This is a genomic window from Vibrio sp. 10N.247.310.17, assembly GCF_041466605.1.
GTDB lineage: Bacteria > Pseudomonadota > Gammaproteobacteria > Enterobacterales > Vibrionaceae > Vibrio > Vibrio tasmaniensis_A.
On the sequence record NZ_JBFSTC010000002.1, the window covers coordinates 30,119 to 44,540 of the forward strand.

General features: G+C 47.7%; 1 protein-coding gene. It reads right to left on the minus strand.

What is annotated here, in order from left to right; translation table 11 throughout:
* Window positions 1–101 precede the first annotated feature (101 nt).
* Entirely contained in the window at window positions 102–14,303 is a 14,202-nt protein-coding gene (locus AB6D80_RS00945) for a tandem-95 repeat protein (protein ID WP_372187562.1), read from the minus strand.
* Window positions 14,304–14,422: the final 119 nt, after the last annotated feature.

The following is a 14,422-nucleotide window of genomic DNA, read 5'->3' on the forward strand; positions in this document are numbered from 1 at the left end:
CAATGACTCTACATGGCTTTAATGAGGGCAACTTTACGCTGCCCGATCTACTTGTTGGTTTAGACTAAATGTCGGTTCAGACTAAAACTAAGCCCTCTCGATTAAATCGAGCTTTGGTCGAAGTCGTTGCCTTGATCGGTTCCAGTTTGAGAATCTGAATCGAAGCTTCCAGAGTCGTCCGTGAAGTCAACACCTTGATCTTGACCACCTGAACTTGTCCAGTCGCTGCCACCAGATTCCATACCTGCCATGTCTGGTTGCTGCTCTTGAGTAGAACCTTGCATGGTGTATTGGTCATCGACCTCAACCTCAACAGAACCGTTAGCACCGTCTATTGAACTACCCAATTCGTCGTAACCTTGGAATTGGATCTCGCTAGTACCTTCGTAACCTTCTGGTAGTTCGACAGATACAGGCTGCTCTAGGTTGCCACTGATTGTGAAGCTACCATCACCGTTATCCAGTGCGTTGCTCACAGTAGCGCCCTCAGGTAAGCCAGACATATCAGCGTAATCAACCGATTCGTTACCACTTACCTCATCTGGAATCGAGATAGAGATGGTATCACCCGGTGCCGCGGTTACATCTACTGTACTGTCTTCAGTTTCAGCATCTTGAGCTTGGTCATCAGCTTGTTGAGCCACTTCCACTTGTTGCTCTTCTGTTGCCTGAGCAGCTTGAACTTGTGGTTCATCACTTTGTACTGAATCATCGGCTACTTGGATACTTAAGCTGTGACTTGATACTTCACCGCCGTCGTTAACTTCAACATTCATCGCTAAGTTGCCATCGAAGTCTTCGTTCGGCCAGTAAGTCCACTCACCTTCACCTGATTCGGCAAAGAAGCCAGCATCGTTCGCGTCTGCAACATCAACAACTTGTGCAGAATCACTCACGCCCAACTCATCCACCAGCTGTGCATCCGTGATAGTTAGTGAACCATCATCAGCTAAGGCATAACCTTCACTCGCCGCTGCTTCATCACCACCTTGGATATCCACATTGAAGAAGCTTTCGATGCGGTTTTCACCATCGGTCGCTATAAACCCAACTTGAACATCGCCGGTGTAGTCTTCAGCAGGTGTGAATTGATAGTTACCTTGGTTATCGCTCTCAATTACACCCTGACCTTCCATCAAGCTTACTGACTCAATGCTCAAGCTATCGCCTTCTGCATCGCTCAGGTTCGCTAACATGTCTTCATCAGTGAACGACAAGGTTGCATCCGCTGCGATTTCCGTCGTCGTGATGCTGTTAACTTCTGGTGCAGCATTCTCTTGCGAGTCGCCTTCTTTCACGACCACGCCAGTTTGCTCATCATGAAGCACGCCATCTTTATCAACCACGTAAGCTATATCTGCTTCGCCAGTAAAGCCTGGTGCTGGTGTGAACGTCCAAGTGCCATCGCCATTATCGACAATCTCACCTTGGCTGCGGTCGGCAAGATGAACCAATTTCACTTCATCATCGCTGTCAGCATCCACATTCTCAGCCAAACCGATTAGGTCGTCCGCCGTTAGGATGATGGAATCACCCGCTACGGTTTCGAAATCACCAGAATCGATGCCATCTTCAAACGCTTCCGGCTCATCTCCGTAATCAACCGTTGTTGCGCTAACCGTTACGAAGAACTCACCATGGAAGTCTTCAGGCGGCGTCATTTGAATGTTTGAGATATCCCAGTCGAACAGGTCGATGTATTGACCCGGCTCAGTGATCATCACGGTATTCACACCATCTGTTACCTCGAATCCAACAGGGAAACCTGTCATCACTAGGTTACTTAGCGTTTCTGAATCATCGACTAGTCCAACATTCAATCCTAAGTGACCGGTTTCATCTTCACCGAACACTAATGGACCGTCATGGTCAGTTGAAATAACCGCGCCATCTGCGACAGGACGTACGTACACTGGAACATCGAGAACGGTTTCAAACTCACCATCACTCACGACAACTTGTAGGTCAGAGACGCCTGCAAAGTCGCCTGTTGGTGTGAATGTCCAAGTACCATCACCGTTGTCTGTTACTTCACCACCATCTTCACCGTCTGCGGTAATAATGCGTGAAACAACAAGGTCAGCGGTATCAATGTCACCGAACAGGTTCATCAAGTCGCCAGCATCGAAGGTGAACGCGCCATCTTCATTTGTGGTCATCATTGCGTTACCGACGTTAAACGGTGCGTCGTTAACAGGAATGACATCCACATTCAGCGACCCATCAACCACTTCTTCACCGTCAGTCGCTTGATAACCCAGTTCTACTAAGCCATTAAAGTCTTGAGTAGTCACTAAGTGATACATGCCGTCTGGTTGCTGAGTTAAGGTCGCATTCGCTGGAGCTCGAACTGTGATGCTTTCAATGCTGATCTCATCGCCATCAAGGTCTGTAACTTGATCCGCGATGTAAGCAGGGTCAATCACCATGACCACATCTTCTTCGCCTTGCATCTCAATCATTGGTGCTTCAGGTGCATCGTTCACTGGCGTGACATCGATGTTACCGTCGACTGAAATTGTCTCTTGGCCATCACTAACGTTAAACGTCATTGGCACATCGCCATTGAAGTTTTCGTTTGGTGTAAATGACCAAGTACCATCTTCGTTGTCTAGCAACTCACCCAAGCTAGGGTCGATTTGTAGACCCGAAGCTGACAGCTCATCTGCGGTGTTATCGATGTCGGTAGCTTGAGCTAACAACATGTCTTGTGTGATTAGAATGGTGCTGTCTTCGGCTGTGGTTAGTTCCACTTCCTCAGACTCTGGTCCATCGTTCACAGCCAGAACTTCGATACCTGCCGTTGTTGTTGCAGTTGCACCGTCATCATCGGTCACGACCACATCTAGGCTGATATCACCGTTAAAGTTCTCGTTTGGCGTGAAGGTCACAGACCCATTATCGTTTTGAACCAAGGTGCCGTCAGAGCCTGAGTAAGTCACGCTTTCAAGCGACACTTCACCATCAACGTCAGAGCTATTAGCAATCAACTGTTCAGGGCTAATGTTAATCGTGCCATCTTCATTCATTTGATAAGACGTAGAACCCGCAACCGGCGCATCATTCACATCCGTTACGGTCACATCAATATTGGCATCGACTGTCTCAGTGCCATCAAACACTGTGAAGCCAAGGTTTACATCACCATTGAAGTTCTCGTTGGGCGCAAAGCTGTAAGTGCCATCACCGTTATCCGTGAACACACCTTCTGCGCCCGTGTAAGACACATCCGAGATAGACAGGTCATCTCCGTCGATGTCTGCAGCGCCTGCTAGTAGATCTGCATCCGTGAAGATTAGCGTTCCATCTTCCTCAACTGTGAAGCTTTGGTCAGCGGCTGTCGGTAAGTCATTGACTGGGTTAACCGTTAGGTCGACGCCTGCTTGAACAGTTTCAAGACCATCTGACACATCGAAGCTTAGGTCTATGTCGCCGTTGAAGTCAGCATCCGGTGTGATAGTAAATGAACCATCATCATTCGCTGTTACAGTCGCATTGTCTCCTGCAGATAGGTTACTTGCGGTCAGTGCATCACCATCGACATCTGATGCGTTAGCCAGTAACTGCTCTTGAGATAACGTAATTGAACCGTCTTCATCAACCGAGTAAGCCACGTTTCCAGCCACTGGTGCGTCGTTAACTGCAATAACTTCAATACCAGCGGTGGTTTGAGCCGTTGCACCGTCGTCATCAATAACCGTCACGTCAAGGTTGATGTCGCCGTTAAAGTTTTCGTTTGGTGCGAACGTTACCGAACCATCTTCATTTTGAACCAAGATACCGTCTGCACCTGAGTAGCTCACGCTATCAAGCGACACTTCCCCGTCCACATCAGAGCTATTAGCAATCAACTGCTCAGGGCTCAATGTGATGGTGCCATCTTCGTTCATTTGGTAAGACGTTGCGCCTGCCACTGGTGCATCGTTAACGTCTGTTACCGTTACGTCGATATTTGCATCAACCGTCTCTGTACCGTCAGATACTGAGAAGTCCAAACTTACGTCACCATTGAAGTTCTCGTTCGGTGCAAAGGTGTAAGTGCCATCGCCATTGTCGGTGAACACACCCTCTGCTCCAGTGTAAGACACATCGGCAACTGAAAGCTCGTCACCATCAATATCAGAGGCACCCGCTAGCAGTTGATCGTCTGTAAAGGTAAGTGAACCATCTTCTTCAATGGTGTAAGCGACATCTTCTACAACCGCAATGTCATTCACTGGATTCACAGTAAGGTCGGCCGTTGCAACAACCGTTTCAGTACCATCAGAAAGGTCGAAGCTAAGGTCAATATCGCCATTAAAGTCGGCATCCGGGGTAATGGTAAATGAACCATCATCGTTTGCCGTAACGGTAGCGTTATCACCTGCGGTTAGGTTGGCAGCGGTAAGATCATCGCCGTCCACATCCGATGCTTGAGCAAGCAGCTGCTCTTGGCTTAGTGTGATTGAACCATCTTCATCCACTGAGTAAGCCAAGTCACCTGACACTGGCGCGTCGTTAACCGCGATAACTTCAATACCCGCAGTGGTTTCAGCCGTTGCACCCTCTTCATCAGCAACGGTGACATCTAGGCTGACATTGCCGTTAAAGTTTTCATTTGGTGCGAAGCTGTAAGTACCATCACCATTGTCAGTAAAGATACCGTCTGCGCCTGAGTAGGAAACGTCGCTAACGGATACATCACCTTCAATGTCTGAGCTGTTCGCAAGAAGCTGTGCTTCAGAGACGGTAATCACGTTATCTTCGTCAACGCTGTAGGTCGTTGAACCTGCAACCGGCAAGTCATTGACAGCAATGACGTCGATACCTGCGGTTGTTTCAGCGGTTGCGCCATCTTCATCCATAACAGAGACATCAAGACTGATGTCACCGTTAAAGTTTTCGTTTGGAGCAAAGGTGTAAGTACCATCACCATTATCAGTGAATACACCATCAGTGCCGCTGTAGCTTACATCGCTGACAAACACTTCCCCTTCAACATCCGAGCTATTCGCCAGAAGTTGTGCATCGCTTAGCGTAATACTGCCGTCTTCTTCAACGCTGTAAGTTGTAGAACCTGCTACCGGTACGTCGTTGATTGGAACCACTTGAACATCAATATTCGCCGATACAACATCTGTACCATCGCTCACATCGTAAGTTAGGTCGACATTACCATTGAAGTTCTCGTTTGGAGCAAAGGTATAAGTACCGTCGCCGTTATCCGTGAACACACCGTCTGCGCCTTCGTAGTTAACCGACTCGACAGAAAGATCATCGCCGTCAATATCCGTTGCACCAGTCAGTAGCTGTTCATCGGTAAAGGTCAGCGAGCCATCTTCATTAATGGTGTAGTCGTGGTCGTAAATTACAGAAAGGTCGTTAACTGCTGTTACGGTCACGTCTAGTTCCGTAGGCGCAACCCCACCGTTGCCATCGTCTACGTTGTAGCTAATCGAGAATTCACCATTGAAGTTCTCTTCCGGTGTAATGGTGTAAGTACCATCACCATTGTCAGTGATAAGAGCGTTCTCAATGGAAACATCTCCAACACTTGGTTCGTTTCCACCCGTATCACCAGAGTCATCACCTTCATCGCCCGTTAGCAATTCAGAGATATCAATGCCGTTTTCATTCGCGAGCGCTTCTTCTGCCGTTGGTAAATCAAACGCATTCTCGCTGCCTACATCTTGGCTTGGAACAATAACGCCATTCACGATATCAAATACATGCCAATGGTCACCTGATGGGTTATCGGATAAATCAGGGCTAAAGGTTTCAACCAATGTATCGCCTACAAACACCTGAACTTGTACATCTTCAACACCATCTACATCCCAACTTCTGCTGGTGTAGTTGTGTACTGAATAGTGCATGTCAGCATCTTGATAATTTGGAATAGTGATGGTTTCAGGGCCGCCACCATTTGTGTCATCTACATCTTGTTGAACAATGTTACCTTCACCCAAATCATGGCTCATGTCGCGATAGTAAATATGGTCTAGCTCATTGCCATTCTCTGTATCGTAGAGCCATAGATGGTTGTCCATATCACGTGGGCTTTCACCCCATGTGACCACGATACGCATATCTGTTTCTTCAAGTACTTCAGATATTGCAGTTACGCCACCGTTGGTATCTTCACCAGCTGGAACTAGGAAGCTGCTAGTAATAGAGCCTTCTTGTTCAATAGTAACAGTACCTTGGTCGACAACAGGACCGCTCACAGAGTAGTTACCTGATTGATCCGTCACCGTGGTGTAAGAGTGACCCGCGTTGTCGGTTAACGTCACATCCGCACCTGCGATTGGATTGCCGGTTTCAGCATCCAACACGGTACCGGTTACGGTTGTTTCATCGCCCGGCTCTCCGATAATTGCAGTCATGTCATCGTCTTCGATGTCAGTCGCGAATTGTAGGAGCTCTTCTTGAGTGATTGTGTATGAACCATCTTCTTCTATGGTTATCGCCACATCAGCAGAAACAATTGGCGCGTCGTTAACTGGGTCAACGGTTAAGCCCAAGTTAGCGGCAATTGGTGTGTCGCCATCGTTGATGCTGTAGGCAACATCGATGTAGCCATTGAAGTTCTCGCTTGGAGTGATTGAGAACGTGCCATCGCCGTTATCGACAATCGTTGCATCGTCACCCACTAAGGTTAAGTCGGAAGCGACAAGGTCATCACCTTCAATATCTGCGGCATTCGCAAGTAGCTGCTCCTGCGTGATAGTGATGGTGTTGTCTTCATCAACATTGGCATAAACATCGTCGTTAGTTGGCAGGTCATTAACAGGGTTAACCGTCAGATCGGCATTCGCCACAATCGACTCAGTACCGTCCGAAATATCAAAGCTTAGGTCGATATCGCCATTGAAGTTAGCATCTGGCGTTACCGTAAAGGTGCCATCGCCATTATCAACAACGGTTGCATTATCACCTGCGCTTAAGTTGCTTGCGGTCAGATCATCACCATCCACATCCGAGGCTTGAGATAGCAATTGCTCTTGAGTCAGAGTAATCGAACCATCTTCATCAATGCTGTATGACAAGTCACCCGATACTGGTGGATCGTTAATTGGAAGCACATCAATGCTTGCCGTTGTAGCTGTCGTTGCGCCATCCTCATCGGTCACCACGACATCAAGGCTAACATCTCCGTCGAAGTTTGCGTTCGGCGCGAAGCTGAATGTTCCATCGCCATTATCAGTAAAGATGCCGTCAGCGCCTGTGTAGTTAACGCTATCAATCGCCACTTCACCTTCAATATCAGAAGAGTTCGCCAACAGTTGCTCTGCACTGATGGTGATAACTTCATCTTCGTTCACTGAGTAGCTGGTAGAACCTGCGATTGGCGGATCGTTAACCTCAAGTACGGTGATTCCCGCGGTGGTCGCTTCTGTTGCCCCTTCTTCATCGGTAACAACAACCGCTAAACTCACATCACCATTGAAGTTCTCGTTTGGAGAGAAGGTGTAAGTGCCGTCACCGTTGTCTTCGAACACACCATCACTGCCAGTGTAAGTCACGCTATCAATCGCAACCTCACCTTCAACATCTGAAGAGTTGGCTAATAGCTGTTCGTTACTGATCGTGATTGAGTTGTCTTCATGCACAGTGTAAGACGTGCTGCCCGCCACTGGTGGATCGTTCTCAGGCGTCACGCTCACATCGATGTTCGCTTGAACCGTATCCGTGCCATCTGACACATCAAAGCTGAAGTTCACATCACCATTGAAGTTCTCGTTTGGCGCAAAGCTGTAGCTTCCGTCGCCATTATCAGTAAGAACGCCATCAGGACCCGTGTATGTCACACCTTCTACCGTTAAGTCATCACCTTCAACATCCGTTGCACCCGTTAACAGGTCAGCGTCAGAGAAGTTAAGAACCCCATCTTCACCAATAGTGAATGCTTGGTCTTGTGGCTCTGGCGCATCATTGACAGGTGTTACTGTCAAATCTAGGCCTGCAGCGACCATGTCTTCCCCATCGGTTACATCGTAACTAAATTCGATATTACCGTTGAAGTTTTCGCTCGGTGTAATGGTGAAACTGCCATCGTCGTTCATTTGAACGGTCGCATTTTCATCATTGGTGGTTAGATTGATTGCTGATAGGTCATCGCCATCAATGTCGACAGCGTGCTCTAGCAACTGTTCTTGAGTTAGCGTGATGCTGTTATCTTCGGCTGTAACGGCACTAATATCACCGTCAACTTCTGGAGCATCGTTCGCTGGCGAGATGTGAATCGTCACATCTTGTGTTGCCGTTGCGGTAGTGCCCGTATCAACATCAGTCGATGTCGCATTCACGGTTAGAACCACATCACCATTGAAGTCACCTGAAGGAATAAACTCTAGCCCTTCTAGCTCGCCTGGTTGCAATGACCAAGTGCCATCACCGTTATCGATACCTGCAGAAAGCGAGCTGCCTTCTGGCACGTCTTCAATCAAGATAGCAAGGTTTTCTGAGCCATCGGTATCGGTTAGAGCGGCATCAATATCGAGTGGTACAGGTGTATCTTCGGTACCAATGATTTGGTATTCCGCGTCAGACACTGTGATTTCGATGTTGTCGATACCAAACGATTCGTCATTAACGCTTTGATTCAGGGTTGAACCGAAGCCAAGTTCAAGTTGGCCGTCTTCTACTGGTACCGTTAGGTTGATTTGGTGTGCTTGGTCATTCCAACCACTGAAGCCCTCACCTTGCGACACGCCGTGAACCACTTCGCCGACTTCATTACCCTCTGAGTCGTAAAGCGTTGTAGTGCCATCTTGAGTACGGAACGCAGAATTATCTAATGTCGTTAGCTCTTCGCCACCAACAAAGATTTGGAACGACTCACCATCCCAAGAATCGATTTCGTAGAAGCTAAACGAGATATTAACTTCGCTCACATCACTTGGAATGTCGTAAGTTTTGCTGACGGCTTCATCACCGCCCGTTCCACCAATACGACCTAGCATGTCACCCGACTCGAAGCCTTGTGAGCTTTCAGTACCGGTATTCCAGCCGTTTGAGCCAGACTCGAAGTTGTCTGAAACAATCACTAGGTCAGACGCAATCGACAGCTCTGGCATATCAACCACAGATTGAACATCAATTGTCGCTTCTGCTGGTACTGTCGCTGTACCGTCATTCACGTCGAACGTCACATTTACATTGCCGTCGAAGTTTTCATTCGGTGCGAATGTGTAAGTACCGTCGCCGTTATCAACCAAAGTACCGCTATCTGAAGCCACATTTTCAACCGATAGGTTATCGCCATCAATGTCGCCCGCATTTTGCAGCAGTTGCTCTTCTGTGAAGGTAAAGCTGGTGTCTTCTTGAGTCACAAATTGTGGCTCACCTACTGTTGGCAAGTCATTAACTGGGTTAACCGTTAGGTCAGCTGTTGCTTGAAGCGTCGCATCACCATCGGTAATGTCGAAGTTCAAATCAATGTCGCCATTGAAGTTAGCATCTGGCGTGATAGTGAAACTACCATCATCGTTTGCAGTAACTGTCGCATCACCACCAACGGTCAGGTTAGCCGCTGTTAAGTCATCGCCATCCACATCACTCGCTTGAGCAAGTAATTGCTCTTGGCTCAGGGTAATTGAACCATCTTCGTCCACGCTGTACGCCAAGTCGCCCGATACCGGAGCATCGTTAACAGGCAGAACATCAATGCTTGCGTTGGTCGCTACGGTTGCGCCTTCTTCATCAGTAACGACAACATCAAGGCTTACATCGCCATCGAAGTTAGCGTTTGGTGCGAAGCTGAATGTGCCATCACCATTGTCGGTAAAGATACCGTCTGAGCCTGTGTAGTTAACGCTATCAATCGCCACTTCACCTTCGATATCAGAAGCGTTCGCCAACAGTTGCTCTGAACTGATGGTGATAACTTCGTCCTCGTTGACTGAGTAGCTGGTTGAGCCTGCGATTGGTGGATCGTTCACCTCAAGTACAGTAATACCCGCGGTGGTCGATTCAGTTGCACCCTCTTCATCGGTAACGACAACATCAAGGCTAACTTCGCCGTTGAAGTTTTCGTTTGGTGAGAAGGTGTAAGTACCGTCACCGTTGTCTTCAAAGACACCATCAGCGCCAGTGTAAGTCACGCTATCGACTGCCACATCACCTTCAATGTCCGAAGTGTTAGCAAGTAACTGTTCGTCGCTGATGGTAATTGAGTTGTCTTCATGAACGGTGTAAGACGTGCTACCTGCAACCGGTGGATCGTTCTCTGGTGTCACGCTGACATCAATGTTGGCTTGAACCGTATCCGTGCCATCTGACACATCAAAACTGAAGTTCACATCACCATTGAAGTTCTCGTTTGGCGCAAAGCTGTAGCTTCCATCGCCATTATCAGTAAGAACACCATCAGCGCCCGTGTAGAGCACGTTTTCAATCGACAGTTCATCACCATCAATATCTGACGCGCCTGCAAGTAGGTCAGCATCGGTGAAGAGTAACGTACCGTCTTCTTCAATCGTGAACTGTTGATCTTGCGCTTGTGGCAAGTCATTCAACGGGTTCACTGTGATATCAAGACCGACTTGAACCTCACCACCATCGTTATCGATGATATCGAAACTCAGGTCTAGGTCGCCGTTGTAATCAGCGTCTGGTGTAATGGTGTAGCTACCATCGTCGTTTTGTTGGATGGTTGCATTTTCATCGGTCGAAAGGTTAATAGCTTCTAGGTTTTCGCTATCAATATCACCAGCTCGCGCCAGTAACTGCTCTTGGCTTAGTGTGATTAAGCTGTCTTCGTTGATGGTGTAAGCCAAATCGCCCGATACTGGTGGATCGTTAATTGGCAGTACATCAACATTAATCTGTGTCTCTACCGTCGCACCATCTTCATCTTGAATGGTCACACCCAATTGAACCTGACCATTAAAGTTTTCATTGGGTGCAAAGCTGCATGTACCATCACCATTTACAGTGAAGATACCGTCAGAGCCATCGTAGTTAATGCCAACAAGTTCTACATCGCCTTCGATATCCGAAGCATTCACAAGAATCTGAGATTCACTGAACGTCAGAACCGAATCTTCATCAATGGTGTATGACGTTGGACCTGCGACCGGTGGATCATTCACTTCTAGAACGGTAATGCCCGCGGTGGTCTCATCAATCGAACCGTCTTCATCAGCAACAATAACGTCAAGGCTGATATCGCCACTGAAGTTTTCATTAGGAAGGAAGGTATAACTGCCGTCACCATTGTCTTGGAACACACCATCCGTACCACTGTAGGTCACGCTATCAACCGATACCGCACCTTCAACGTCAGAAGAGTTTGCTAACAATTGCTCATCAGAAATTGTGATAGCGTTGTCTTCATTGACCATGTACGAGGTAGAGCCAGCAACTGGCGGATCGTTCTCAGGTGTCACGCTCACATCAATATTTGCACTAACCGTTTCTGTGCCATCAGACACATCGAAGCCGAAGTTTACATCGCCATTGAAGTTTTCGTTTGGTGCAAAGGTATAAGTACCATCACCATGGTCCGTTAATACACCGTCACCGCCTGTGTAGCTGATGCCTTCTACGGTGAGGTCATCGCCATCGATATCGGTGGCATCAGTAAGCAGGTCAGCGTCAGTGAATTGGAGCGTACCGTCTTCTTCTACACTGAACTGTTGATCTTGAGGAACTGGCAGATCATTGATTGGATTAACAGTAAGATCGGCGGTTGCTTGAACCGTGTCAGTACCATCCGTGATGTTGAATTGGATATCAACGTCACCATTGAAGTTCGCATCAGGAACAATGGTGAAGCTACCATCATCATTAGCGGTTACCGTTGCGTTTCCATCAACCGTTAGGTCGCTCGCGGTTAGGTCTTCACCTTCAACATCGGACGCTTGAGACAACAACTGATCTTGGCTCAATGTGATTGAACCGTCTTCGTTAACGTTGTAAGCCAAATCACCCGAGACTGGTGCATCATTAATTGGCAGAACATCCACGTTGATGACCGTATCAACTTCTGCGCCGTCTTCATCACGAATAGTCACGTCAAGTTGAACTTGGCCATTAAAGTTCTCATTCGGTGCAAAGCTACAAGTCCCATCTCCATTGACTGAGAAGATGCCATCAGGGCCGTCGTAGCTAATGCCGACAAGCTCAACATCCCCTTCTAAATCAGAAGCATTCAGTAGCATTTGTGACTCACTGAAGGTCAGTACTGAGTCTTCATCAATGGTGTAAGACGTTGGGCCTGCGACTGGCGGATCATTCACTTCAAGTACGGTGATACCCGCAGTTGTCGCATCGGTTGCACCTTCTTCATCGGCAACCACTACATCTAGGGCAATTTCACCGCTGAAGTTCTCATTTGGCGAGAAGGTGTAAGTGCCATTACCGTTGATTTCAAGGACACCATCACTACCCGAGTAAGTCACGCTGTCTATCGATACATCACCTTCGATGTCTGAAGATGTTGCCAATAGTTGTGCATCAGAAATGGTAATCGAATTGTCTTCATTAACTGTGTAAGACGTAGAGCCAGCAACTGGCGGATCGTTCTCTGGAGTCACGCTAATATCAATGTTTGCAGACACCGTATCGGTGCCGTCTGAAACATCGAAACTAAAGTTTACGTCGCCATTGAAGTTTTCATTTGGCGCAAAGCTGTATGAGCCCCCACCCAGGTCAGTCAGTGCGCCATCAGTACCTTCATAACTGATACCTTCAACCGTCAGGTTATCACCTTCAACGTCTGTCGCACCTGTAAGCAGATCCGCGTCTGTGAACAGTAAAGTACCGTCTTCTGCAATACTGAACTGTTGATCTTGAGGCACTGGCAGATCATTAACTGGGTTAACAGTTAGGTCTGCGGAAGCTTGAACGGTATTGGTGCCATCAGAGATATCAAAACTGATATCAATGTCGCCATTGAAGTTCTCATCTGGCGTGATAGTGAAACTGCCATCATCGTTTTGAGTAACGGTTGCATCACCGCCAACTGTTAGGCTGCTGGCTGTCAGGTCATCGCCTTCAACGTCAGACGCTTGCGATAGAAGCTGCTCTTGGCTTAAACGGATAGAACCGTCTTCATCGATTGAGTATGCTAGGTCACCTGACACAGGCGCATCATCAACCGCTGTTACGCTCACATCGATGTTGGTAGAGACTGTATCGGTACCATCTGATACATCGAAACCGAAGTTTACGTCGCCATTAAAGTTTTCATTCGGTGCGAAGGTGTATGTGCCATTACCGTTGTCGGTAAGAATACCGTCGCCACCGTCGTAGGTCACACTTTCAATAGTAAGGTTGTCACCTTCAATGTCCGTCGCACCAGAAAGAAGATCAGCGTCGGTGAAGACAAGAGTTCCGTCTTCCTCTATTTCAAACGTTTTATCTTCTGGTACAGGTGCGTCATTAATAGGACGAACCGTTAAATCAATTGCACTACTTATGGTTTCTTGGCCGTCACTGATATCAAAAGTAAGGTCTAGCTCGCCATTAAAGTCAGCGGAAGGTACAACTGTGAATGTACCGTCACCATTATCTTGAACCGTTGCATCTGCGCCGACTTGAACATTTGAAGCAACAAGCTCATCACCATCAACATCACTTGCGTATTCGAGTAATTGTTCTTGAGTAAATGTTATGGAGCCATCTTCATCCATGATGTAAGCCAGATCTTGTTCAGCCTCTGGAGCATCATTTTCACTTTCCACTTTGATTTTGAACGTTTCACTTGTTGTCTCAGAATCAAAGTCATCTTCTACTTCACTGATGGTCTCTTCATCTGAAGCTTGAACATCAACGGCAAATGTCTCTTCGACTGTCTGTGAATCGAGGTCATCATCGACTTGTTGGCCATCAGATTCAGAAGATGTAGCACTCGGCGCTGCAGATGTACGTGCTGCTTGGCCTTGTTCTTCATTACCCTCAGCGTCGGCTCCACCTGTCGCAGCCTCTGCGTTATCGCCACCTACGGCTTGAGCGCCAGCACCTGCTCCGCCACCACTGCCAGCAGCATTATCCGAGCCAGCTTCCGAAGCCGCACCACCGACTACATTAGATTGAGCTGCATCTGAATCTCCATCGCTTTCTGGCGTCTCTTCTTGAACAGCCGCACCAGAAGCTGCTGCTTCTTCTGAATTACCAGCACCACTTGGATTGTCTTCCAACGCTTGGTTCACTTCGTCTGCCGCGTCGGTATTTTCAGCACCCGTCGCTACCGTCGACGCAATCGTGTTCTGTTGATTCTGCTGTTGGGAGGGCGTACCCGCGTCGTTCGTGTCCGTCTGTTCTACCGCGTCATTGAGATCTTCATTTTGGTTGTTTTGGTTATTTTCGCCTGCCATTACAGCCTCCGTTGCTACTAGCTAACTGATCGTATTTAGAGGCATTAAAGGACACCATTTTGAAAAACCAAGTTTTTATACAACTTTTTTCATATTTTTCTTTTTATGCATAAAGAAGT